Source organism: Mycobacterium sp. (genome assembly GCF_965230835.1).
In the GTDB taxonomy this organism is placed as follows: Bacteria; Actinomycetota; Actinomycetes; order Mycobacteriales; family Mycobacteriaceae; genus Mycobacterium.
Genome location: NZ_CBDDLW010000002.1, coordinates 3,907,036 through 3,932,767, shown reverse-complemented (window position 1 = coordinate 3,932,767; position 25,732 = coordinate 3,907,036). Strand labels below are relative to the sequence as shown.

Annotated in this window: 19 protein-coding genes; 1 reads left to right on the top strand and 18 read right to left on the bottom strand. The window is 60.7% G+C overall.

Annotated elements, in window-relative coordinates; translation table 11 throughout:
* Positions 1–30 precede the first annotated feature (30 nt).
* The 3 genes from ACO07W_RS18315 to ACO07W_RS18305 form a co-directional block, all read right to left on the bottom strand.
* Positions 31–315 (bottom strand): WXG100 family type VII secretion target, encoded by a 285-nt coding sequence (locus ACO07W_RS18315; RefSeq protein ID WP_421844534.1) that lies wholly within the window; start codon positions 313–315, stop codon positions 31–33.
* Between the two features lie 62 nt (positions 316–377).
* Positions 378–674, bottom strand: a complete 297-nt coding sequence (locus tag ACO07W_RS18310) for a WXG100 family type VII secretion target (RefSeq protein WP_421845128.1) — start codon at positions 672–674, stop codon at positions 378–380.
* Positions 675–795: 121 nt separating this feature from the next.
* Positions 796–1,110: a hypothetical protein gene (locus ACO07W_RS18305; RefSeq protein ID WP_421845127.1), complete on the bottom strand. Its 315-nt coding sequence runs from the start codon at positions 1,108–1,110 to the stop codon at positions 796–798.
* A gap of 886 nt (positions 1,111–1,996) precedes the next feature.
* Here ACO07W_RS18305 and ACO07W_RS18300 point away from each other — a divergent pair.
* A protein-coding gene (locus tag ACO07W_RS18300; protein ID WP_421840068.1) for an IS3 family transposase occupies positions 1,997–3,225 on the top strand; the annotation gives its coding sequence in 2 pieces (ribosomal slippage) (positions 1,997–2,312 and positions 2,312–3,225; 1,230 coding nt in all).
* Positions 3,226–3,715: 490 nt separating this feature from the next.
* Here ACO07W_RS18300 and ACO07W_RS18295 read toward each other — a convergent pair.
* The 15 genes from ACO07W_RS18295 to ACO07W_RS18225 all read right to left on the bottom strand — a co-directional run bounded on the left by ACO07W_RS18295 (position 3,716) and on the right by ACO07W_RS18225 (position 25,230).
* Positions 3,716–4,870: a PPE family protein gene (locus ACO07W_RS18295; RefSeq protein ID WP_421845126.1), complete on the bottom strand. Its 1,155-nt coding sequence runs from the start codon at positions 4,868–4,870 to the stop codon at positions 3,716–3,718.
* A 644-nt stretch (positions 4,871–5,514) separates the two neighbouring features.
* Positions 5,515–6,453 (bottom strand): diacylglycerol/lipid kinase family protein, encoded by a 939-nt coding sequence (locus ACO07W_RS18290; protein ID WP_421845124.1) that lies wholly within the window; start codon positions 6,451–6,453, stop codon positions 5,515–5,517.
* Positions 6,454–6,552: 99 nt separating this feature from the next.
* Positions 6,553–7,332 carry an HAD family hydrolase gene (locus tag ACO07W_RS18285; RefSeq protein WP_421845122.1) on the bottom strand — a complete coding sequence of 260 codons (780 nt, stop codon included), beginning with the start codon at positions 7,330–7,332 and terminating at the stop codon, positions 6,553–6,555.
* Positions 7,329–8,708: a nucleotidyltransferase domain-containing protein gene (locus ACO07W_RS18280; protein WP_421845120.1), complete on the bottom strand. Its 1,380-nt coding sequence runs from the start codon at positions 8,706–8,708 to the stop codon at positions 7,329–7,331. Before ACO07W_RS18280 ends, ACO07W_RS18285 begins: the two co-directional genes overlap by 4 nt.
* A gap of 15 nt (positions 8,709–8,723) precedes the next feature.
* Positions 8,724–10,037 carry an aminotransferase class I/II-fold pyridoxal phosphate-dependent enzyme gene (locus ACO07W_RS18275; RefSeq protein WP_421845118.1) on the bottom strand — a complete coding sequence of 438 codons (1,314 nt, stop codon included), beginning with the start codon at positions 10,035–10,037 and terminating at the stop codon, positions 8,724–8,726.
* 6 nt (positions 10,038–10,043) lie between these two features.
* Positions 10,044–12,788 carry a PEP/pyruvate-binding domain-containing protein gene (locus tag ACO07W_RS18270; RefSeq protein WP_421845117.1) on the bottom strand — a complete coding sequence of 915 codons (2,745 nt, stop codon included), beginning with the start codon at positions 12,786–12,788 and terminating at the stop codon, positions 10,044–10,046.
* Entirely contained in the window at positions 12,785–14,506 is a 1,722-nt protein-coding gene (locus ACO07W_RS18265) for a fatty acyl-AMP ligase (protein ID WP_421845115.1), read from the bottom strand. Before ACO07W_RS18265 ends, ACO07W_RS18270 begins: the two co-directional genes overlap by 4 nt.
* A complete protein-coding gene (locus ACO07W_RS18260; RefSeq protein WP_421845113.1) occupies positions 14,503–14,766 on the bottom strand; it encodes an acyl carrier protein in 264 nt (87 codons plus the stop codon). Before ACO07W_RS18260 ends, ACO07W_RS18265 begins: the two co-directional genes overlap by 4 nt.
* Positions 14,763–15,620 carry a hypothetical protein gene (locus ACO07W_RS18255; protein WP_421845111.1) on the bottom strand — a complete coding sequence of 286 codons (858 nt, stop codon included), beginning with the start codon at positions 15,618–15,620 and terminating at the stop codon, positions 14,763–14,765. The genes ACO07W_RS18260 and ACO07W_RS18255 overlap by 4 nt, the downstream gene beginning before the upstream one ends.
* Entirely contained in the window at positions 15,613–16,248 is a 636-nt protein-coding gene (locus ACO07W_RS18250) for a hypothetical protein (protein ID WP_421845109.1), read from the bottom strand. The genes ACO07W_RS18255 and ACO07W_RS18250 overlap by 8 nt, the downstream gene beginning before the upstream one ends.
* Positions 16,248–18,692, bottom strand: coding sequence for a PEP/pyruvate-binding domain-containing protein (locus tag ACO07W_RS18245; protein WP_421845107.1), 2,445 nt, complete (start codon positions 18,690–18,692; stop codon positions 16,248–16,250). The genes ACO07W_RS18250 and ACO07W_RS18245 overlap by 1 nt, the downstream gene beginning before the upstream one ends.
* Before the next feature lie 67 nt (positions 18,693–18,759).
* Entirely contained in the window at positions 18,760–19,095 is a 336-nt protein-coding gene (locus tag ACO07W_RS18240; RefSeq protein WP_421845105.1) for a hypothetical protein, read from the bottom strand.
* A 67-nt stretch (positions 19,096–19,162) separates the two neighbouring features.
* A complete protein-coding gene (locus ACO07W_RS18235) occupies positions 19,163–21,949 on the bottom strand; it encodes an aminotransferase class III-fold pyridoxal phosphate-dependent enzyme (protein WP_421845103.1) in 2,787 nt (928 codons plus the stop codon).
* Positions 21,950–24,511, bottom strand: coding sequence for an ABC transporter permease (locus tag ACO07W_RS18230; protein WP_421845101.1), 2,562 nt, complete (start codon positions 24,509–24,511; stop codon positions 21,950–21,952).
* Positions 24,508–25,230, bottom strand: a complete 723-nt coding sequence (locus tag ACO07W_RS18225) for an ABC transporter ATP-binding protein (protein WP_421845100.1) — start codon at positions 25,228–25,230, stop codon at positions 24,508–24,510. Before ACO07W_RS18225 ends, ACO07W_RS18230 begins: the two co-directional genes overlap by 4 nt.
* Positions 25,231–25,732 lie beyond the last annotated feature (502 nt).

The following is a 25,732-nucleotide window of genomic DNA, read 5'->3' as shown; positions in this document are numbered from 1 at the left end:
CCACCGCGAACCGAACTATGCCGGGACTATCTAGGCCCAGCTGGAGCCGACGGCGCTGTCGGTGCTGGCCATGTTGTTGCCAGCGGACTGCACCTTGGCGCCGTGGGCGTTGGCCTGCTGGTAGATCATCTGGAAGTTGCGACCCAACTGCGTGATGAACTCCTGGCACGCCACCGAACCGGCCCCACCCCAGAAGTCCCCAGCAGCCAGCACATCACGAACAATGGCCTGGTGCTCGGCCTCCAGGGAGGCGGCCTGCGCACGGATCAAAGCACCGTGGGCATCCACGTCACCGAACTGGTAATTAATGGTCATCGAACCTGTCCTCCTTCACTCATCAAAGCGATATGCGGCAACGGCGTCGGCCGCGCCGAAAATTAGCTGCCAAGGATTTGCTGCGAAGACTGCTCTTGCTGCTCGTAATGATTGGAGTCACGAACCAGACCGTCGCGCACCCCGTGCAGCATGTTGACGATGTTGCGGAATGCCGTGTTCATCTGACCCATGGTGTCCAGCGAGGTCGCCGAGGCCATACCGCTCCAGCCCGCACCAGCGATGTTCTGCGACGATGCCCACATCTTGCGAGCCTCGTCCTCGACCACCTGAGCGTGCATCTCAAATCGGCCTGCCATATCCCGCATCGCGTGCGGATCGGTCATAAACCGTGTTGCCATGTTGCCTGTCTCCTTCTAACTGAATCTCATACCTATAGACGTTGATCGTTCTCATTGATGGCTGCCGGTATACCGAAGCCGCCGATCACTCGTGATAAACCGACAGTCTTCCTCCTCTCTCTCAACCGGCCGCCGGAGAATGCGGTATCACGCTGCTGCTGCGCGGCATCTCGAAGCGGGGTTCGGCATTCTCGGCTTCCCACTCACGCCACTCTTCCCACTCATCTATGTCCGCAGCAGCAACATCCGAATCCAGGCTCTCCGCGGCGACCGCATCAGCGCCTTCTTCGGGTTCCGGCGCCCAGTGGTCGTAGTCGTCGGGCGGCACCGCCACACCCCACGTCAGTGGGACCGACAACCCTCCGAGCATGCCCGACTGAGCCCTGACCGCTTCCACAGCGTCGTCGGGCAAGGGCGGGCCAAGAGGCAATAACACGCTGCCCCCTTCCAGGGCCGACCTGATTGCGCCTCCACCCAATAGAGAGCAATCACCACCAGGTACTCCGCATCGTATGACAAACCGAGAGACAATATCCTCGAATTGCCGATTTCGATACCACCCCAACCCGAATTTCAATCAACGCGAATCTGTGGCCGGCTGGACCACCTAGCCCGTGGAACAGATCGCCCTGCACAGCGCCTTGGTCAACCCCGTGTTCGGCGACTGCGGAGGTTGACGTCGCGACAGCCAGGAGCAGGCATGACGCTGTTCGATGACACATTCCACAGCATTCAGCGCCGACCAGATACGGTAGGGAATTCAGCAGGCAGAAGATCCGATAGGGAAAACTTTGTCCACAAATCCCAACACCGCATAAACTCAACACCGCATTAGGCATCCCGTGCGGCCATCAGCAGTTGACGAGCGGCGCGGTCGACGTTGTCAGCCGACGCGTCGAACAGTATGGCGAGGTCTGATCGAGCCAGCCATCCCCCATCAGCCCACCGCGACCGCATGAAGAACCGACGAACCACCGCACACGCCGACCAGACCAAACAAACCGGGTAGGCGACCAGACCTCTCAGCTTTGTGCAGACCCATACCGCCGGGTAGCCATTCAAAGAGCGCGGCGAATTATGAGATGGCCCAACACCACCGCGATCACCAAAGGCAAAAATCAAGGCGGGTTTTTCCAATCGCGCCATATTCCAGGGCAAACAGCGTGCCGGATCGGTAATTCTCAGCGCATACACCACCGACGCGAATCAAGGATATTGAACGTAGCGGTCAACGAATCGATCGGTCGGCAGGGGCTTGACCCCTTGGGTTGGACACGCTGAATCCCAGGATGTTCCTGGGGGAAGCGAGATGATCCACCCCTATGGCAAGGAAAAGTTACCCTGATGAGTTCAAGCGGGATGCGGTTGCGTTGTATCGGGATACCGCTGGTGCGACGATCAGCATGATCGCTGCTGAGCTTGGCTTGAGCGACCCAACGTTATCGGCGTGGTGCAAGGCCCACGGTGTGCCGATTCGGCACCGTAAACCCGGTTCGGTTGCCGTAGGGGCCCCGGGTGGCGAGACCCCCGAACAAGCGGTGGCACGGCTCCATGCTGAGAACCAGGCGTTGCGTGCCGAGAAGACCCGGCTGGCCACCGAGCGGGACATTTTGCGGTCGGCGGCCAAGTATTTCGCTGGGGAGACGAACTGGTGAGTCGCTTTCAGTTCGTTGCCGATCACCGACACGCCTTCGAGGTGAAGCGGCTATGCCAGGTCGTCGAGATCGCTCGATCATCGTTTTACACCTGGTGTCAGGCAGCAGCCACGCGGGCAGCTCAAACCGCTGCTGATGCGGTGTTGGCCGAGCGTATTCGCGCAATACATGATCAGGACAACACCTATGGGTGCCCGCGGATCACCGCTGAACTCAACGACGGTGTTGCTGATACTGAGCGGGTCAACCACAAGCGAGTAGCCCGAGTCATGCGCGTAGCGGGGATCGCTGGGTATCGGTGCCGCCGCCGTGTCCGCACAACCAGACCAGATAAAACCACACAGAAATATCCTGACCTGCTTAAACGAGATTTCACCGCTTCTGAATCCAACAAGAGATACGTTGGGGACATCACGTACTTGCCGCTGGCTAGCGGCGCTAACCTGTATCTGGCCACCGTCATCGACTGCTGGTCTCGGCGGATCACTGGGTGGGCGATCGCAGAGCATATGCGCACCGAACTGGTCGAAGATGCCCTCAAGGCCGCCGAGGCGCTACGGGGCAGTCTGGGTGGTGCGGTATTCCACAGTGACCACGGACGCCAGTACACGTCACAGGATTTCGCGAAACTGTGTACCCGGTTGGGGGTCACCCAGTCCATGGGCGCTATCGGATCGAGCGCCGACAACGCCCTGGCTGAATCGGTCAACGCCGCCCTCAAACGCGAGGTCCTCCAAGACCGACACAGCTGGGACGACGCCCCCACCTGCCGACGCGAGGTCTTTCGCTGGCTGGCCCGCTACAACACCACACGACGCCACTCCTACTGCAACCAGCTCAGCCCCGCCACCTACGAGAGGACCCACCTATCCGCTACGCTGCCCCAAGCCGCCTAACCACAAATCCCGTGTCCAACCCAAGGGGTCAAGCCCCGCATTTCGGAGCGCAAGAAACACAACACACCATCACAGCCGTGCGCTTCTTAGCGAGCGCGTAATCTTATTCCGCCCAGGCATCGATCAAGCAGTTTCATCGGCCCAGCCAAGGCGCGTATCGTAATCGCGGTGAATTGCGGTCGGAGAGCACTCTCCTGATCCCACCTTGCTAATCGAAACAGTCATAGAACGTTTCGTTGCTCCGGCGGGCCCGCGCGGTTCCCCGGACTGTCCGAGGTGCGCGCCTCGTATGGCGGTGAACAACATTGCAATAGCTAGCGCCGACCGTCTTATCCGCTCGCCAGAAAAGCCCTCAGCTGCGCGCGGTGCTACTGCCGGATCGCGCCGTCTCGCGCCTAACGGATCACAGCTAGGAATTATCGTATTTTCCTGCGCTGCAATGTAATCGAGACCTACGCTGCACACGTTGACGAACCCCGTCAAACCTGCCCTAACCGATTCCGGTCCGGGGGACCACGCTGGGCCGTGCCTGCACCACGTGCGAAGCCGCACCACCACGACCCATCCCGCCTGGCATACCAGCCCCCGCGCCACCCATGCCCATCGGCATCGGCATCATCCCCATCGGACGGCCACCCATTCCGACGCCCTCAGCCATCCCGGCCGGCATCGCACCAAATCCAGACATCGCCGTAGTAGGCGCCCCCGTCGGCGCCGCCCCCTGCCACGACGGCGGCACCGACATCGCCCCAACCAACCGCGCCTTACCCAAACCCGCCGACGCCGCCGAACCCAGCCCCCCAGCGCCACCAAGCCCCTTCACCGGATCAACCTCACCAGCAAGCAGCGGAGCAGCATCTGCACCCAACAACCCCGCCTCCGCACCAGCCACCCCAGTACCCTGCCCCAGCTGAAAAAGCGACATCATCGGCTGCAACGCCATCATCGCCGGACCCAATACCCCTTGCCCAGCCGCCAACACCGCGTCAGCCGGCACAGCCGCCGCGACCGCCTGCGCCCCCACCACCGCCTCCTCGGCCACCGGCGCCACCGCCGACGACGCCGCCAACGCCGCCCCCGTAACCTGCGCACCAAGATCAGACGCCAACCCCGCCAGATTCACCGGCGGCACACTAAACGGCGCCAACGTCGAAGCCACCGACGTAGAACCCGTCAAATACCCCACCATCGCGGCCACATCCTGCGCCCACATCTCGACATAGTCGAACTCAGTAGCCGCAATCGCCGGCGTGTTCTGCCCCAAAATATTCGTCGCCGCCAACGCACCCAGCAAAACCCGATTAGCCTCCACCGCCGCCGGATGCACCGTAGCCGTCAACGCCGCCTCGAACACCCCCGCCGCCGCACGCGCCTGAGCCGCAGACAACTCCGCCTGCCCCGCCGCCGCACTCAGCCACCCCACATACGGCGCACCCGCGGCCGCCATCGCCACCGACGCCGGACCCATCCACGCCCCACTGGCCAAACCCGCAATCACCGAGTCAAATGACGACGCCGACGCCCGTAAATCCGCAGCCAACGCCTCCCACGCACTAGCCGCCATAAACAACGGCCCCGACCCAGCACCGGCAAAGATCCGCCCCGAGTTGATCTCCGGCGGCAGAAACGCAAAATCCAGAACCATTACAACCCCAGCCCAACCTGCCGCATCCACGGCCCAGACAACCGTCCAACCGGACGGTCAGTCACGACGACCACGCACACTCCAGTCATCACGCGCGCATTTTAAGCCGATTCGGTCAAAAAAATCCGTGGTTTCACGAGATCTTTCCGCGCAAATTCGAAAAGATTTCGGCAGGATCGGACAAACGGGCCCCAGCCTGATGGTGTGCTTTGCAAAGAACCACCCAGAAGTTTGTCAACATATTTGACAAATAGTCACCGTTCTAGCCACTCCAATCGACGTCTAAGAAGAACTGCTACAGGTTCCCGCCACCACCCAAGGACCGGTACGCCCCGGTTCCGGCGGGGCCGTGCAGCCGGCTTCGCAGCGCCTTGACACCGATGCGGCTAGCGCTCGGAATGTGTCCAACCGGAGTCCGTGCCGAGCACGTAAGCACGAGTTTGCCGACGCAACGGCCGCAGAGAACCCGGGCGGCTTGCCAGCAAACCTTGGTCAGCTCATCGCTGGCGAGCTTCACCAGATCGACATGCGCAACCACGACCGTCGCGCCAGCCGCACAGCGCCGATCGCCGAGACCTATCCGGCGGCCGAGTCGATGGCGGCAGGGCGAACAGCGTCACCGTTTCGCAACCTCGCAACGCTGTTCAGGTGCATGCACGCAGTACTGATGGAATGACCTCAAGGCGCACCGATTCAGCCATGACGATCTCGCCGTCCAGCTCGAGCGGACACGGCCGCCGAGGTGTCATGCTCAGCGACGAACAACGATTATGGATAGCCAGTGGTGAGCCAAGAAATCGACCACGGTATAGACCTGCTATGAGCCAGCTTGTCCGAATTGGACCGGATGGCCGCCAAATATTGAGATCGAACTTGCCGTCATCGGCGACAACTGGCGTGTCGTAGCGCATATCACCAGCGAAGTACACCGACTTCAGCACTCCAACATTGGCCGTGGGAGCGTCAAAGAAAACCCCCGAGGATGAGGAAACTATTTTCACGTGAGGAACCCGCGGACGCAAAACCTCATGTAGCGCGCACAGGCCAATAGCGACGTCGGTGTTGCGCGATTTAAACCATCCGATCATTCCCGCGCCCTGGTTAAACCGTTGATTCCCGTCGGCCACCATTCCCATACTCGCATTCAAAACAAAGTAGCGGATCATCTGACTACCATCGGGCAGTTCGATAATGGCCTTTCCCACGTCGATGTTCGTGGCGTCGTCAGAGTTTATTTTCGCGGGTAGACCACTGTAGAACGTTCGCGAAGCCAACGGCTTGTGGTAATCGTTGGAGCTACCTAGCCCAACCGCGCCCAACGCAATGCTGGGTAGGTGCGGGCGGTCGGTTTTTTGATCGATCATTGCGTTGAGCACCAGGTTGACCGTCCCATCCCCTCCGGCGGCCACCAGCGCATCCTGCCCGGACGTCAGTCCGGCCAAAACAGCGTCGTGGGCCTCCTCGGCAGAGCCCGGCACCACGAATTGCGCATCGGGATATACACGGCGCAGAGACTCCGCCACCTCTGGCCATCGGGCCGCAGTACGGTGACCGCTGGACCGAGGGTTGACAATAACCAACATGGGCTTCCTCAGGAATGTATGGAGGCAATATTTTCGCTGCATCCGCCGGTTGACGGCGACGAAGTCATCGGATCACAGCGGGCTGCCCACTCGACGAGCTCAAACCGTTCCCGAACTCAGGTCGGAGCCTGGTAGCGGCGACACACCCAGCCGCGCCGCCAAGACCGCCCAATCTCCCACGGTGACCAGTGGTGATGCCGCGAGCTCTGTTTTTGCCGGATAGCTGTCGTCCAATAGGTGGACCGGTATGCCTAATTCGGCCGCGGGAGTGTCAGCTGTGGCATCGTTGCCAATCATGATGCATTCGTGCGGCTGGCATTGGAGAATCTGCAGGAGCTCACGGTAGTAGTCCAACCGAGGCTTGGCCGTTCGCATGAAGCTACCGCTCGCGATAAACGAAAATCGTCGGGCATCAATCCCTCCCCACCCCAAGCGCGCATGAGCGGTGCTCAATGGCCACAACGGGTTGGTGGCAACCACCTGGCTCAGATTGCGAGCCGCCAGTGCCTCCACGAGTGCACCGGCAGCCCGGTGCGGATAGAAGCACCGCCGCAGGCGCGGAAACCCCCGTTCGGCAAGTCGGCTCAGCCTCGCGCCAATCAGCTCCGGGTCACGACCGGTCTCGTCGGCGATACGGGTGACCATGAGGTCGAAGTTAGTAAGTTCGGTGGTATTGGCCCGCACGTCAGGTAGGACGGCAGCGAGTATGCGGGCAAAGCGCCATGGCGCAACGATGTCGGCGAACATCGCGGCCGCAACGGCCGGCATCAACGCAGCGAAGGTGCGTCGGCGGATCCCGACCAGCGTCCCGTCAAGATCCCACAACACGGTGTTCACCCCGGGCAGACCGGGGAGTCCGCCGGCTGCTGCGGAGGTCATTGCTGGCTATCCAGGATGGATTGCACTTGAGCTGCGGTGACACCGTGTTTTTGGGCGAAGTCTTCCAGGCTGGGCGGTTGATACTGGGGGTTGACCGCCGTTCGCGCAGCGCAGATCGAGATATCCACAACAGTTTTGACTAAAGCCGCGTAAAACAACCACTGGCCAAGGTCGCGTTGAAAGACCCTTTTGAGTCGGTACGGGGCAGCCATTCTCGTCAGCATCCGCGACACCCATCGGCTGCCCTGTCCGATCGAACTCATCGTGTATGCCTCGGCAGCGGGCGGCACCAGCAAGCCTTTCCACAGCGCCACGAACGCCGTTCGTTTCTCCCCCAGCTTGTCGGTGGAGTTAAAGGTGACGTAAGCCTTTTCGATCGTCGCGGTGTGGGTGGACCTGCTGCGCATCAGGACGTGTACATCCTGTGTCTTGCGAGCGGTGTCATAGCGGCACCAGCGGCTGATATGCGGGCGTGTGGCGTCTAGCAGCGTTGCCGTCGCTCCAGTGGGTTGCAGTCGCTGAACCAGGCTCAAAGCGTGGTAGACGAGATCATGAGAGCCCGCCTTGTCGATCTCCTCCACCACCACCTGAGTGTCGAGATCAGATCCTGCGTAGCGGATCAGATTCCAGATGTCTGCGAGCTCGCGTACTCCGGTCTTGTAGTACGGCAAGTGGATACACAGATGGTGCGCATTGTCCGCGTGTGCCATAGCCAACGCAGGGACGCCGTAAAAGTCGATCGGCCGCGTTCGCTGCCAAATAGCTTCGTAGTCAATACGGTACGGCGCGCGAGGAGTGATCAGTCCCCAATGGGTTCCGACGACAAGGGCGCCGTCTGGTGTCGCGAACGATGGCAGGTGGTGAGTGGAGTCCGGTTTGATCTTGGCTTCCTTGCCGAAAAGGGCCGTCGAGCTGATCATACCCAGCTGCCGGTACAGCTCCATTGCCGCCGGAGCGTCCTCAAGTTTGATGAGAATGTCGAGATCGTTCATTCGCTTGTAGTAAGGACACTGATAGATCTCTAGCCCGAACAACATTCCCTTAAGAACCACACAATCGATGCCGGCTCGCTGGAATTCGCCGAGCAACGTTTTGGCAGCCGCCAAACGACGTCGGTTCTGCTCCGTCACAGCATCGGTGACGGCCTCAAAACGCCGCAAGACAGCTGCCGGCACTGCGTGCGTTAGCTTCTGGGCCTGTAGCCGCTGGTAAACCAGCGGCGCAGTAGCACCAGTATCTGCCAGGCTGAACAGCTGTGGCCAGTCCAGGTCGCTTTCGACCAGCATGCTTAGCTGCTCTTGTTCAGCAGCGGTGGGCGCCGCCCAGGACGCGAGCAACACAAGTCGCTCTTCAGCGGTGGGTGTTGTGGTTATCATTGCAGATCTCAGCTCTCAGCCCGCTGTCCCCAACGGGGCAACGTGGTCGGGGTGGAAACCTAAACGGCGAGCGACACGTTCGATTTTGTCGGCACACTCGTCCAATTGGCTGGTTGTCAGGGTCGCCATGACACTGAGCCTCAGCCGACCCTGGTCGCGCGGCACCGCGGGGAACTCCACACCGTTGACAAATAGGCCATCGGCATAAAGAGCGGCGACCGCTTCGGCAACCGAAACCGTCTCGGGCAGCATTATCGGAATAATCGCGGAGTCTGGGTTGACCGAAAATCCGATATCCCTCAACGCCGCAGACAGGTGAACAACGTTGCGGTGCAGTTGTTCACGGCGCTCGGGATTGGCCGCCAAGAAATCCGTTCCGGCTATGACTGCCGCGACGACCGGTATCGCCAGAGACGCCGAGAACATGTGGGAACGTGCGAAAAAGCGCAGGGTATCTATGAGAGCCTCAGAGCCTGCGACAAATCCACCCGTGGTGGCGAATACTTTGGAGAAGGTGCCCATATTGAGATCTACTTCGTCGGGCATGCCGAAATGCTCGGCGGTTCCAGAGCCTTGGGCACCCAAGACGCCGGTGCCATGCGCATCATCGACCGCCAGCCATGCGTTGAATCCTCGGCAGAGTTCCTTGATGGCCGGTAACGCCGCGATGTCTCCATCCATCGAGTACACACCCTCGACCGCGACCACGACATTGGCGCCAGGGTAACGCCAACGCACCTGCATTAGCCGATGTCGGAGGTCATCAATGTCGTTATGCGCGAAGGGAATTGATCTGACGCTACCGAGCTTGATGGCATCAATGAGGCTGGCGTGGTTCTGCTCGTCGTAAATCAGCACATCGTTGCCGCGCATCAGCCCGGTGACCCAGCCCAGGTTGGCCGCGTACCCCGACGCATACAACATGGCCGCTTGGCAATGCTTGAGATCGGCAAGACGTTCTTCGAGTTCATGGTGCAGGGATGTCGTCCCGTTGAGCAGGGGCGGTCCGCCACAACCGATGCCGAATTTCTGGGTGGCAGCTACAGTGGCGGCCACGATCTCCGGCTCGTTGGCTAACCCGAGGTAGTTGTTGGACCCCAACATGATGACGTCGCGGATTTCGCCGGTGTGGTGGTCGCGAACCTGGACGACAGGCCCCGACGGACCAATGATCTCCCGCAGGACGAATCCCATGCCGCGCACGCGCTGTACGAATGGACGAAATTCTTCAAACCGCTGTTCGAAGGTACCGCCAGTGGTACTGAGATAGTGGTCGAGGGTGAAGTTCTCCGCATGATTTTCCGCGGCGTTACCCGTTGGGTAGTTCACGTGTGTTTACCTTTCCAGGGTGACTGTGCCGGCGAGCCCGTCAAGCGCGATTGGTTCACCGGTGCGTATGTGCTTGGTAGCTCCGGGAACACCGACGACGGTGGGTATGCCCAATTCTCGGCCGATAATCGCGGTGTGCGACAGGATGCTGCCCTTCTCGCTCACCAGTCCGGCCGCCGCGATCATGAGGAATACCCAACCGGGATCGGTGGTAGTAGCCACCAGGACCTCGCCGTTGACGCTGGCATCGGGGGTCGGCTCGGCCAGAACGAGAGCCGTCGCCTTGACTTTTCCTGGTCCGCAGCCGATTCCGTGTAGAACTGCCGAATCATCGGCTTCGGTGAACTCAGGCTCGTTGATGTGCGCCGCCGCGATATCGGTCGTGACAATGCGCGACGCGAGCTTCTCGCTGGCCCATCGGGTGTGATCGCCTCGGCGAGCCGTCACTAGGGCGCGCGGGTCGGCGTCGACAAATGTTCCTCTTACTAGTGCGAACACTTCCTGATAGGTGAGGTAGAAAATGTCTGCCGGATCGTCGAGCAGATCCGCTTGCTGGAAATGCGCGCCCAGTCGCCGGTAGACACGCTTTGCCAGCCCGAAGCAGCGGCTGCGCCCTAATCGCATGCTTTCGCGTTGTTTGACCGTCTTTCTGGCGAGCGCCAGCGCGACGGAAAAGACGAGTCGCAGGAAAGGGCGCGAGGCCATCGCGGACCGTACCTGTTCGTCCGCATTGGCACGCGCTTGGCGTTCGCGGTCAGCCATGCCTGAGATATTGGTCCCGGCACGCAGGAAGTTGCAGAGCATGATGACCAGTTGTTCGGGCTGGTCGGCCAAGGTGCTGGTTTCAAGTTTGAGCTCGTTGATGGTGCGGTCGCCATAAGTTTGGATGTGTCGGTCACAGCGAGCGCGAAAGTCGCTGAACTTGTCGTTGCTGCCTATCGCCGCCCACACCTCGGCGGGCTGACCGTCCTCGAACAAGGCCAGCAGATCGGGATTCTGGCGGATTTCGTCGGTCAGCTCCAGCGCGGAACGGACCGGATCGACACTTTCCACGCCTCCTTGGCCGCAGAACAACTGGTTGCGTACCGAGTGCGGGTCGTCGATTCCTGCGCGCCGAAGGAACGTTTCAACGACTTTGAACAGCTGTTGGGCGATGAAGTCGTTGAATATCTGCGCAGAATACGAGGGGGCAAGTTCGTCCATGAAACGCTCCAGCCACACCACAAGGTGGTGAGCACTGCGCTGGTGGGCTGGCGTCTGGTCGGAAAAAAGGTGATCCAGCGCCACCGTGGCCGCCTGGAGATCTTTGAAGAACGCGCGCAACCGAGCCGGTAGCCGCAGACAGCCGTAGACGAGGATGACCATGGCTCTGGCGAACCACAGTTGTTTGCCGAGTCGGGCCACAAGACGCTGTCGCGCAGGTGGACGTTGGTAACGGTTTTCGATCCCGAGCGCGGCTTCCCAGCCGGATATCGCGAAGTCCATTCCGGGGACCTGCAAAAACAAGCGATACCAGTTACTGATGTTGTAGTAGATGTGGCCATGAATGTATGCCAGCAGGTACGGATAGACCCCGACGACGTTGGCGGCGATGGTTTTTCGGGTTGCGCCGAAGTATCGATGGCACGTCCGAAAGACTTCGCTGTAGGCCTGTTGGATGAATGTAAACGTCAACGGTGAACTGAGCCCCGGGTAGGACTCAGCGACATTGACGTTGTCGAAGATGGTTTGTTGACCGCCGGTCGCGGTGACGGGCCGTGTTTGAAGAATGTGCAACGCGCCGCGATCGTCGATGGCCCATTCCACATCTTGGGGCACCTCCAGCTCGTCGGCCAGCTTCTTGGTAGTCGCGGCGATCTCAACCGCTTGACGATCGGTCAAGACAGGCGTCTGCACAGGCGGCGTGGTTTCCTGCGCCGTACCGCCACTTTCGGTAGCGACGATGCGGCTCGTCTTCTCGTTGATGAGTGTGGTGCTAATCGAAAGTGTGCGGCTATCCAGGAAGAAAGTATCGCATTCGACCAGCCCGCTGACGACTCCTTCGCCTAAGCCCATCCCAGCGGAGACGACGATCTCGTCTGTGTCGCCGGTCTGCGGGTTGCAACTGAAACAGACTCCCGCAACTGCACTGTCGATCATCGGTTGCACGATGACGGCGGCGTCGACAGGTTGTGTGAGCATGCCGCGGATACTGCGATAAAACAGTGAGCGCGGTGAGTACGCCGATGCTAGGCAGGCTAATACGGCCTCAAGGAGCCCGTCTTGTGCGACGTTGAGCAAGGTGTCGAGCTGGCCGGCGAAGGAATGCGAAGCGCTGTCTTCCCCGCTTACCGACGAGCGAACCGCGAACCTGACCCCCGGTCCTAGCTGGGTTAGCTGCTGTTGCAGTGCCGCACCGATGTCTTGCGGGAATGGCGAATCCGCGACCGCGGCGGCGACCGCACTCGCCGCCGCGTCTAGCGATTCGCGATTGTCGGTGTCGACGGCAGCCAACGCGGCGTCGATGCGGGCGCGTGCGGGGCCCAGTATCCGGGAGCACGCATCGGCGCTGAGAACAATGAATGTGGGCACGTGGTACCCGTGGGCGACGAGCCAGGCTAGGTTCGCCGCCTTACCTCCGATCTGTTCCACTCCGATATGTGGGTTCTCAGCCAGGAATCGTCCGGTGAAGACGCCCAGCGCCGCCGATGTGGCGTCATCAGGCGCACGCTTTGATGGCGAAACCCGCGCGTTCGCCAGATCGTGCGTCATGGGTACCTCCGCGAGGCGGCTGTCAATGTGTTCTCCACGTGCTGGCGCACCTGAAACCTTCTTGGCTTGCCACTGGTGGTCTTGGGAATCCCTCTGCGGGGCACCAGATGTACGCGGGTAGGCGCAACACCAGTGTGCTGACTCACGGTGGCCGTGATGACCCGGCGCAACTCGTCGGCCTGCTGGTCCTCCGGTAGGTCGTCGGAGCGAGTCTCTACGACGAGATGAAGTTCTTCGGTGCCCAGCTCCTGCTGATAAACGCCGACAGCGACCACGCCTCCAGGGCGTACCTCTTCGACCGTCTCGGCCGCGCGTTCAAAGTCGGTAGGCAGGTGGTTGGCGCCACGGATAATCAGCAGATCCTTAGCGCGACCAACCACGTACAGCTCACCGTCTCGTAGATACCCGAGATCTCCAGTTTTCCACCAACCCTCGGCGCTCTGGCATGCCGCGGTGGCCTCGGGACGAAGATAATACCCCGGCGTTTGGGACGGCCCCCGGAACTCGACTGCACCCAAAGTTAAATTCGTTACAGCACAACCATTTTCATCGACGATGCGCACTTCGGTTCGCCATACCGGTGGACCGCAGCTGACGATTTGCTGGGCTGTGGGATCACCGTGTTCTGCACCAACAACGGCTTGATCACGGCTGAGTCGCTCTCGGCAGACGGTGTCTGCCATAGCTGGGTAAACCGGGGTCGACACGGCCACAGCAAGCGTGGCCTCAGCCAGTCCGTAGCAAGGCACAACCGCATCACGGCGCATGCCCCATGGCGCGAACCGCTCAACGAACCGACGCATGATGCTGGTATCAATAGGTTCGGCTCCGCAAAAAATAAACCGCCACGAAGACAGGTCAACATCGACCAGCTCCTCGTCACGAATTCGCGCTGCAGCGTAATTTAGTCCGAAATTCGTTGTCGCGCTAAGAGTACCGTTATATCTGCTGGCATTTTTTAGCCACTCAGCGGGCTTCCGCAGAAAACGATCGGGCGACATCAGTACCGAGTCGGTACCGAGATAGATCGGTGCAAGCAATGTCCCGATAAGACCCATGTCATGGTTGAGCGGCAGCCAGGCCACCTGCACGTCGGTAGTCGACCACGAGCACGCCCGCGCCACCTGTTGACAGTTGGCCATGACGTTGCCATGGGTAACCATCACGGCCTTCGGCTCACCGGTGGACCCTGAGGTCAGCTGCATAAAGCACAGTTCACTGGGATCAGGCGGTGTCGGCAGCGTGATCGGCTCGACACCCTCAGCCGAAGAGCACAAGGACGTGGCTTCGAGGATGCTGAGATGCTCACCGCCAAGTTCTGGTATCACCTCGATGATAGTCGCGGTGGTGATGAACGCTTTCGGAGTCAGATAGCTACGAATTCCACGGACCTTTTCGACGAATGCAGCTGAATCGCCAAAACCGGTGGGAAGCGCGATGGCCGCCGGCACCGCTCGCAACATGGTGATAGCAAAGAAAATCGTAGCGAACTCCGGCGACGTCGGCAGGCAGAGTACAACCCGGTCGCCGGGACCGACACCGGATTCTGCCAGCACCGCAGCCACGCGCAATGCCTGTTGCGCCATGGCGTCGTGGCGCAGCACGATGTGCTGGTCGGGCGTCTGGGCGATGGTGATCGTGGGCGCGTCGGCGCCGCGTTCGGCGTTCGCCAACAAGGCATGGGCCACACTCGGATCAGATCGCTTGACAAGTGTCACAATTGTCCTTCGGCGATGTAGTGGGCAATCTGGTCAGTGGTGTGTAGGCGAGCGATCACGTCATCGGGCAAACTGATGCCGAACGCCGTTTCCAGGCCGGTTATCAGGGTTATAGCCCGCAAAGAGTCCATGCCGTAGTCGACCAGTGGAATCGAGCCCTCTAGTGCCTTATGGTCGACCCATAAAACGTCGGCGACTATCTGACGCACCTGGCTCTGGATTTCGGCGTCAGTTTGTTCGATGTCGTGGCCGATGATCACAGCAACTGTCCTTCTGTCAAGCAGGCTTGCAAAGAGTCATCCAAGCCAGCTTCATCGCTGGTATCAATGACCCGAAAGCGCACCTGCGGAAATGTTTGGGCGACGTCTTCTCGCACTTTTTCGTACTGGGTGCGGAGAAAGGCGAGAAACTCTGGGGTTTCATGTGTTTCGCGCTCGGATCGAGCGCTGCGCTCTCGACATCGCTGAGCAGCTTGCTCCGGTGGGACGTCGAGCCACAATACTACGTCCGGCAACGTGGTCCGGTATCGACGAGAAAATTCGGCCATCGCGGTCGGGAAGTCCAACTGCACGGCAGCGGCTACGTCGGCGAAACGGTTCCATATAGTGACGCTGTCGCCGAGCCGGCGTGACTCGGCGGCATGCCAATTGACGACATCGTCGAACTGGGACGCACCCAACCCGTCCATCGCCGTCCTGATTGCCGGCTCAATTGCCGTGCCGTCCCAATCTGTATTCGCCAGAAGCACATACAGCGGCGCGTATACAAACGTCTCGATCAACGGATGCCGTTCACATACCAAAACCCGGGGTGTGAAGGTATCCAGGAAAAACCGCTCAACCGGACCATACAATGTCATCTGCAGGTACATCGAAAGCGCCTTCATCTCGGCGCTGCCAATCTGATCGCAGCAGGTGCTGAACTGACGCATCGTTCGAGATAAGGCATGCATTGGGCCGTCGGCGGTATCGTGGAAATCCGGGCACGTCAGGCACGTAAAATCATTGAATCGCTGCTCGGTATCCGCACGTAGGCGAGCCATGATCGTCGACTTGCCCGATCCGTCGAGTCCGACCAGAGCAACCCGTCTGGTGGCAGCGACACGCTCACTCATTGCGCGCCTTGTCGAGGTTGTCGACGATCGCCTGGGTCAAGGTCGCCGTCGGCTGCAGACCATCAAGGTGAACCCACGACAGCTCTGCTGACAACGTGTCCAAGACCTGGTGAGCCTGCCGCTGAAAGGCCAAAAAAACCTCTGGGTCTTCGGCGTATCCGCTTTCGTAGTCACTGCGGTGACTCTTTCGGCGCAACGCTTCTTCGGGAGTGATCGCCAGGTAGAACGAGCGATCGGGCACCGCAAAACCGGCGGCGAGTTGACGCAGCTCGGTCGGCGGCCCGCCGTGAGCGATCTCGGTCGCCATGTATTTGTACCAATACCCGTTTAGCAACAACACATCTGGCGTGCGAGCCCGCGCCAAGTCCAGCGCCAGGTGCATCGCGTGAAACAAGAAGTGAGTACGGGCCAGTGGATCAAGCACCTTGAGATAGCTGTAGATCTCCAGCGGTCGTTCAAACGGAAGTTTGGACTTGACAGCCGGGTCGATGAGCGCATCCCAAATGGTTACCGCAGCAACCTTCTGGCCTCGGCTTTCGAATATCGCCGCTAGTCGAGTGACTTGAGTTGTCTTACCCGACCCGTCGCCGCCGACGATGCAAATGGTGGTGGGTGCAGTGTCATTCATCAGCGCGAACTTTCGTCAGGATGGTCGATCACAGTTACCTCGCCAGTCGCCCCATCGACGCGGATCCGTTGCCCACACCGCAGCGTGTTGGTCACTTCGGGAACGCTGAGAACCGCTGGAATGCCATATTCGCGGCTGATTACCGCGGCGTGGGAAAGCAACCCGCCGACTTCAGTCACCACGGCAGACACCAATCCCAATGCGGGGGTCCAGCCTGGATCAGTGAATTTGGTTACCAGGATGTCTCCAGGCCGTACCTGATCGATATCAGTAAGTGAGAGAACGACTTTAGCTGTTCCTTCAGCGATTCCAGGGCTGCAGCCCAGACCGATGAGCGCCGAACTTTGTCCTGTTTGGGGACGGACCGGCGCTGTGATGCCCTCGCCGAGCTCGTGCGGCGGAGCCAGATCGCGGTAGCCGGAGTACATCGCGCGCTGGTAGGCGATCTCTTGAGCAAGGACGGGGCCGTCGACACGGCCGTTCACCAGATCTGCCAGCTGCCAGAGCGACAGCATAAAGACATCGTCCTCGTGGTTGAGCTGGCCACCTGCAGCCAGCCGACGGCCGGCTTCAACAACGTAGGAACGCACGACGGCATAGCACTGCGACGAGTACTCCCGCATCTGTTCGCGCGCAATCAAATACCGACGCATCCGGTCGACGTGGCGCTCGGCGGCGCGCGCGAATCTAATGCGATGCCAGCGGCCACGACCTATCCGCTCACGCAACGCGTTGAGTTCTTTCTCAAAACGGCGGCGCTGATCGTCTAACGCGATGTCCGGGTCGGCAGGAACAGTGCCGGCTTCCAGCATTCCGCGGATCAGCGCAACCACTCGCCCAGAATCTTCCGACCATCGCGGATGCGTCAGATCTAGTTCGACATCAGCATGAAAGCCGTGGGTGTCAATGAACTGGTCGACCGCTGTGTTCCACCGTTCACCGGTGAGTCCGGTCTCGTCGGCGATGCGGTGCAGCGCCACGATTCCACGCTGCAGTCTCATGTGGCTGATCTCAGCCAGACCGCCCATCATATCAACGATGGAGGTTTGTCCTTTGGTAGCGGCATCTACCTTTTCGATTGCCTTCTTGCAGTCGTTCTGAGCGCAAGTGTTGTAGTAGATCGTCGAGAAATAGGTGCGCTCTGTGTGGGCGTGGAAGGACAGTAGACATTCCGAAAGTTCGGCGGCAAACGCCGAGTCGTCAACGTCGTTGATGCGCTTTAGGCGCTCCTGCCATCGGGCGTACTCGGTTTGCCACCAGCCAGCGAACTTCCGAACCGTGCCGAGTTGGCGGCGGTAGCCACTGGCCAGTTGCAGAGCCGCTGGCAGTGCCCTTGCAAGCACGACCGGCGTCAGCGGGGTTTTGCGTGGACCCCGATCGCCATAGACCTTGTTGATACCCAGGTCGGTGTCGAACAGTTGCTCGTCGTAACCCGGGATGTTGGCGTAGCGGTCCTTCACAGCACCCACGTTCCAGTAGGGCCGGCCGTAGAGCATGGTGATCCACGTGGGTTCCACTGCCGGGTCGAGCAACCGCAGGCCGACCCAGAACTGCTGCATCGCATGCTGAAAAGCGTTCTGGTACAAGGAGAACATCAATGGCGTGCAGACCCTCGCCGAAACTCCGCCGTCTCGGAAGTCGGCTTCGGTCAGCTCGCCCACATCGGTGCGCCAACTGATGCTGGTTACCGGACGCGACTGCAAAAGCCACAGGACTCCATCAGCGTCGATCGCCCATTCAACGTCTTGAGGACAGTGTCGCTCCGCCTGGATTTTCAGCAACAACTCGGCGAGACGCGTGCAGCTGGCAGCGTCCAAGCTAACCCCGTCATCACCGACAGTATGTTCAACGCATTGACCGGTACGCAGGTCGATGACGGCCCGAGTCGGCAGCGTCTGCCCTGATACCAGTCGTTCACCCAGCCCAGCGCAGCATTCCACAAGCGCGTGCTGTTCGATACCGCTCACCGGGTCGATCGAGAATCCCACGCCGGCGATAACAGGTCGCACGAGGCGCTGCACCAACACCGATACCCGGGCAGCACCTACATCAAGACCGTGATGGTGGGCATAATCGCTGACCCGCTGGCTGTCTAGCGAGGCACGACAATCGGCGACTCGCTGCCGCAAGGTGGTGAGGTCATTCACGTCGAGGAAGGTCTGGTACAGACCCGCGAAACTCGTCGAGCCGAGATCCTCCATTGTGCCGCTGGACCGCACAGCAACCGGGAAGCCGCCGATTGCTGCGATCCACTCAGACAGCTGTTCGTCTGAGGTGGCGTCCACGTCTACGCCGGATTCGAGAACGAAACCCGCAGGCACTGTGAACCCGGCACTGACGAGCTCGTGTAGGACAGCCGCTTTCCCCCCGGCACTTTCGACGCGAAAAGCGCTATTTCCGAGGAATTCTGGTTCATACAAGTCGATGGACGTTTCTGGTGTCATCATCGGCTCCTCACTGTCAAGAGATAGGGCATGTGCAGGTACTGTCGCGGCCTGTTATCGACGAATTTCAGGCGACGGCTGACCCGAGAAGTTCGGACGTGGTCGTCGAGGTTTCAGGGAACCCAGCACCGAGGAATTCGAGCGCCGAACCGTAGCAGCGGCTCGACCGCCCGTTCCCGGGCAGAGACGGCAACACCACGGTGATCCGCGGCTCCGTACTCGGCCCCGTTGGCACAATCGCCGACGAAAATCGATACCTGTCTACATCGATATCGCCATCTGCGTTGACCCACAACGCTTTGGCATGGATCCGCTGAGTGTCCGCCCAGATGATCTCAGCACTCAGCTGACCACCCGAAGCGCCGCCATCGGACGCTTCCTCATCGCAAGTTATCCTGTGCATTGCATGTACCTTCCAGAACCGACGCGAAACGCCGGTCATTGTTCAGACATAGATTTTTAGGTGATCCTCAGGACGGTGCACCTACCATCAAGCCACCCCGCCGCGGCTCATCCCCAGGACCTGAATGTTGCTCAAGCATATGCGGCATGAATGTGTGGCGCCTGGCAAGCGCGCGCGCCTGCTCGATTCCCGACTCCGTCAACGGCCCGTACGACGGACTGGGCGTGGCCGGCTCCAAACCCAACAGCAACGTTTCTGCGAGACAGGCGAACACCACGCCCCGGGGCAGGCCGGAAGCTGGGACATGCACTTCTTGCTCGTTCGGCAACCGGATGCGCCCGCCGGCAATGACACTGACGTTCTCCATGTCTGCCACAGTTGCGTCGACATCCCCTGGTACGGCCAGATCGCAAACGATCACCGGGCGATCGTCAGCCAGATGATCCGATTTGACCGATACGCCCGGCGCGTTGGTAGCGGTGACGACTATCGTCGCATCCCGCAAATCCCTTAGGTCTTCACTGACCGCAACGGCAGCTCCAGGCAAACCATCGCTGACCTGCAATAGACGCGAGCGCGACCCAGGTTGCCCGATCAAGGTGAGCGATTCGGCTTTGGGCGCCAGTAGGCGTGCCATGGCAGTACCGATGTTGCCGACGGCGCCAACTATCGCAACTCGACGATCCGTTCGGTCAGAAGCATCGAGCACCTGGTGTAACTGGTCAAGCACGCAGGCCGCCGTCAGTGAATTACCCGTCGTGACGCGGATCTCGTCCTCCACAACATCGCGTCCAGCGGCGGTGACGATGGATGTGTAACCGCCCAAACCGACGACGGAGGCGCCCTGTTCGGCGGCCAACCGAACACCGTCGAGGACCATCGCCCGCAAGAAGGCGCCTTGGCCCGAACGTTGGCACCGCACAATCTGTGAACTGGTCAGCGGTACCGCGATCAAGCTGATCGCGACCTCTTGTCCCGTCGGGGATATGACTGTGCTCGTCGAGCCGACCTGATGCGGGCCAAGCTCACCCTGCGTCCGGTCGAGCAGAGTTTCCAACTGCTCATCCGACCACTCAGCAAATGACGGCATCAGGTGCCGCAGATCTGCTGCTGAGTTCATGTTGGCGAGAAAAGCCACCTTCCCCGTTTCCGGTCGGCGCCGACTGCGGCCGCGGATCGGCGGTGGCGCAAATTGCGGCGGCCGCCAGAAGCCGTTGACCGGTGTGCCCAAATGAGCCATCAACCGCCCGAAATCACCTCTGCGCACCAACCCGGCGGCGCCATCCAAGGCAACGACGAGGCGATCCATATCCTGCTCGCTCATGAACGCCGATGGTTGGATCCGAAGCGTCAGCGGAGCCGACAGGGTGGGCAGCACTCGAACTCCGTGCTGGTACAACAGATAGCCGGCGACTACATAACCGAGTTGTTCTTCACCGAGCAATTCACTGATCGGGTCATCATCAACAGTGACCGCAGCCAGCTCGATTCCCCGCATCAGTCCGCGTCCACGGGTTTCGACGAAGACGTCAGGCCAGCGGGACAAGACGTCGGCCAATCTGCGTTCCAGTTCAGCGGCGGCAAGCTCGACATCAGGCGTGATCTCCGAAGCCAGGTCAAGTGCTGCGAGCGCCACCCGGGCCGAAGAGGCATCCTCGGCGAAGGTCGAGGTGTGGTAGAGGCCGAAGTCGTCGACCGAGGAATCGCTTTGCACCAGTAGCGCCGATACCTTCGCGAGCCCACCGCCGAGCGACTTGGACAGCAAATAGTAGTCGGCGTGGACGCCGGATCGCGTGGACGCCAAGAAGGAACCGGTACGGCCCATCCCCGACTGAATCTCGTCGAATACCAGCGCCGCATTGTGCCGATCGGCTAGCAACCGCAAGCCTTGCAGGACCGCACCGGGCACTTCATGGACACCACCTTCGCCCTGTATCGGCTCAGCGAAACAGGCGGCAATCGGCGAGAGGGAAAAGCTTTGAGCCCGAAGGGCTCCGGCATGGTCTAGGTCAACGCTCTTAACCACGACAATCTCGGCGTCGAGTGCAGTAACCATTCGTTGAGGTTCCCAATCGGCCTTGGCGAGCCGCAGTCGCGCCGGTCCGGGAAGCACCAAATCGTCAGGGACATATTTGTGGTCGCTGATAGCGCAGGCCCCTGCGGTCTTTCCGTGAAAAGCGCCCTGCAGCGACACGAAGATGGGTTCGCGTTGCCGCATATCAGCCACAACAGCGAGAGAAGTCCGCAGCACCTCGGCCACCGATTCCGCACAGTCTGGGTACCGATGGTCGGCATAGCCATCCCGGTTCGCCCGACGCAAGTCGGTTTCCAGGCGATTGTGCAAGACGGCAAGACGACGTGACTGGGCCACCGCCGCGTGCTTCATCGCCGCCTCAACGGCATCGGCGCCCGTCGAGCCTAAAGTCACCACATAGCTGGCGCCGGTCGTCGAACCGACCTTATCCGAAAGCCGCGCGGCCAGAGCAGCCGTCGATGAGCGCACGCTGGCCTGCGCGCTGAATGGCGCGCTCTTGAGCAGGGCGGCCTTAGCAACTGCAACCAGCGCGGGATGATTGTGCCCAAAGAGAGAGGCCCCATAGCCGCCGACGAAATCTATGACTTCGGTTCCATGGCGCAATGGCGCCGCCGCGGTCAAGCGATCCCCACTGGCAGCGAGAAACTCAACATCAAGTCCCAGAGCGCGCAGCCGCCGAGCCACGGCCGGGCGTACGTAACGCGCATAATTGTCACGGGCATCCACGGCGACTTCGGCATCGTCGTGTCGCGCCGAAGAGGCCGGAGCGCCCTCGCCACCTCCTATTTCAGCTAACAGGCCAGAGATGTTGGCTACCATTTACATTCCCCTCAGCAACTCAACGGCCTCCAACCGGCCCGCGTGGATGATCGGATAGACCGCGGCGGCCAACGCCAGCACAAAGGTCGTCACCACGCCGGTAACCAGCGGCAGCGCGGCCACGCCCCAACCGATCTCGACCCCGTAGTACACCGGCGATGCTGCCGACTCCAGATAAGTCAGGCCCATGCCACCCAAAGCCCCACAGAAAGAAACAATCACCGCTAGCAGCGTCGCGGAGCCCAGCACAACGGCGCGTTCGTGAGTGACAGTCGCGCCGACCGCACGTAACACTGCACGCTCACGCCGGCGTTGCAGCAATCCCAGCACGAACACGTTGAGAATGCTCAAACCCGCCGCGCCCATCACGACATAGCCCGTGATCGTAAATGGCTCAAAGAAGCGTCGGATACCGGCTGAGGCCTCCTTCTTCCACGTGGCGTTGTCATACACGGACAAGCCCGCACCGATGGCCAGGAAATCGCTCCTATGAGCCTTCGCCTCGTCGTCGGAGGAATACCGCACGGCGACTTGATCCCGAACAGCCGCCCAGTCTGTTTGAGCGAGGCGATCATTCACCAACACCACGTCGCCGATCGTGGTGTCGTTGATAAATACCGGCCGGAATACGCCAGCAACTTGATAGCGCCTGGGGCCGTGCACTGTCGGGAGTTCGACGGCGTCACCCGCACGTGCATGCAGGCGGGCTGCTGCGACTTCGCTAAGCCCGATGTGGCCGGCGCCGAGCTGTTTCCAGAAATCATCGGGATTGGTAGCCGGCTGGAACAACGCAGCCGGATACCAGTCCCCCGGCTGCACACCCATGATCAGGTGAGTGTTCGCGCCGGAGGATACCGTTGCGCGGCGCTGAACAGACACCGGGCGGCCGGCGGCCGCCGACCGTATCTGATCGAGAACATGGCCATCGATCTGGCCCATGCGCTGGTCGAGCACCTTCTGGGCCGATACCAACGTCGTGTTGGGCAGCAGCGTCGGCTTTTCCGCAGCTACCTGCGCCGTCCCCAGCACCTGCATCGTCTGCGAGCCGACAGCCAGACTAGCGCCCAACGCGAGGACGGCCGCTGACAAAGCAAAGAGCACCGCATATCGGCGAATGTCGGCGCTGAGCAGTCGACTCACGCTGGCGTGCACGACGCCCAACGCATTCGCGAGACGTTCCGCCGCTCGCGGCGCAAAGAATGCCGTTACCAGCGCTGTCCCGATCAAACCGATGGTCATCGCGTTACTGCCCATGGTTAGCGGCAGCGAACCAGTGCCAAAAAATGTGATCAACACGGCGGCCGCGACAAGCGCCACTACCCCGGCGATCAACGTCCATGGTTGCGCGGTTCGAACGCGTTGCGCGCCGCCCGATCCGGTCATCAACGACAATGGTCCTTCGCGCGCCAGTCGTATTGCTGGGCCCATCATTGCCAATACGCCACACCCGATACCCGCAAGAGCTGCGACGGCGACCAGCTCTGGATGAAAATGCGCGGCGACGGCGCCACCGGAGCCAGCGAGCATAGACCGCCCGAATCGATCTACCAGGTACTGTCCCAGCGCGAAACCCAACGGCAGTCCCATCAGACCCCCGATGACTCCGATGAGGGCCCCTTCGGCCACTAAACCGGTGAAGATCCCCAGGGGTCTGGCTCCGGCAGCCGCGATGGTTCCCAACACCGGCCGACGATCCTCGATCGCCAACAACACCGTATTGACCGCGATCAGCACCCCGATGAGCACGCCGGCAATCTCGGTGAGATTGAAACTCTGCGCAGTCGTGGTAAATACGACGGGCTGTTGGGCTCGAGGCGGCGCCACGACAGCTTGTCCGGCCACCGCACGTGTCACTGCTTCGCTAACGGACACGCCCGGTTTTGGGACAACGAAAGCGCCAGACACGTATCCCGGCGTCCCCACAAGTTTCGAGGCGATCTGGTAGCTGGGGGCCAGCAAAACGTAGCCGTCGTTGATGTCTTTGACGCGGTCGAAATCTGGGAAAATCCAACCCACATGCGCCGCTCCTGGCATCAGCCCAGGCACGCGCAGTTCGTCACCAAGCGCCAAACCATGGCGTTGAGCGATGGGACCCGGGATTTGCAACGGCGCACCCGGACCATCGGCTGGCGCCTCAGAGCGTGCACGCTTCTCACAGTCGAACGGGCCTACCAGCATTTCGATTTCACACGAGCCGCCCAGAAGCAGGAAACCGCGAGTTTGCCCCTCGATTTTCGCCGGAGTCAACACAGTAACGACGGGTATCACCGCGCGTGCATCGGTGACATCACGCCGAACACGTTCGACGAGATCCACCGGCAGACGTCCATCGACCTTCGGGGTGATCTGCACCACCCCGGCATCAGCGGCGTGGGTCAAGGCGGGGCCAAACGCATCGAAAGGCCGCACCAGCTCGGACTTCAGGATCAGCACCCCGAGCACCACTGTCACCCCAAGCGCGACACCCACCACACTCAACAGGGTGCGGCGCCAATCAGCGATCAGCGCCGTCAAGTGAATTCGTCGAAACGACAGCCATGCCGCGCGTAGCAACGGGGTCATTTGTCGGCCCAAACCATCGTTTCTGAATCCTCGGCGCCGTCCTTCTCGTCGTGTTCTTTTCCGTCAACTAGATGCAGCACCCGTGTCGCATATTCGACTGTCGACCTGTCGTGGGTCACCATGACCACTGCCGCCCCGTCCTCGGATGCCAGCTGGCGTAGCAAAGTCAGCACCTCAGCCGAGGAGTGACTGTCCAAGTTCCCTGTCGGTTCGTCGGCGAGCACAACGCACGGGCGAGCCACTAGGGCCCGCGCCACCGCCACCCGCTGCATTTGGCCACCGGACAGCTCGCCCGGGCGATGTCGAAGACGCTCTCCCAATCCGACTCGCTCCAACAGCTCCGCTGCACGCGCATCTGCGGCTTTGGCCGGCACACCGTCGAGAACAAGGGGCAGCGAGACGTTTTCCACCGCTGACAACATGGGAACGAGATTGAAGAACTGGAACACGAAACCCAGATGACGACGCCGGAAAGCCGTACGGCTAGACCTGCGCATCGCCCAAAGATCTTGTCCGTTCGCTGACACAGTCCCCGAGTCGGGCTTGTCCAGCCCGCCGGCGATGTGCAGCAACGTTGATTTGCCCGAACCCGACGGCCCGGTCACAACGACAAAGTCACCGGCTTGCAGGTCGAGATCGAAGTCGTCAAGCGCGTGGACGACTTCATCACCCCGCCGGTACGTCTTCGACACACCGCACAGCTTCAGAGCAGCCGTCATGTCAGCACAGTCCATGACATGTGATCGACCGCACTTACCAGGACAACACCGGCCCCTGACACAGTCATCCCCTACTCCCGTCATTGTTGTACCCAGTACCTACATGCCGTGCCCAAATTTCTTGCTGTTCTGCGGGTGTGAGTTTCCCGTGAATTCGCGAAGGCGTTATTTTTTCTTCATCCGGCTGGGCGGCAGCGATTCTCGCGTACTCGTCTCAAAGAGACAAATCCGCTAGGCCTTGCCATCATTTGCCGTCCTGCCCCAGGGCGCAACGATGCGAAGGATCTTGACGGGTGTTGATAATGACACTCGGAGCGCACCTCGCGTTCGAGCATGCGGCAGAAAGCTTCCGACGTGGCGTTTCCCGAATGACGCCCCAATCCTTGCTATCGAAGCAACAATTCGATCGAATGAACAGTCCGATCGAACGAAAAATCCCGAGCCCGCGGCGCAGCTTGGCGGAATCCCGCTCCGTATAGACCATTCTGCGATAAGTGCGGAA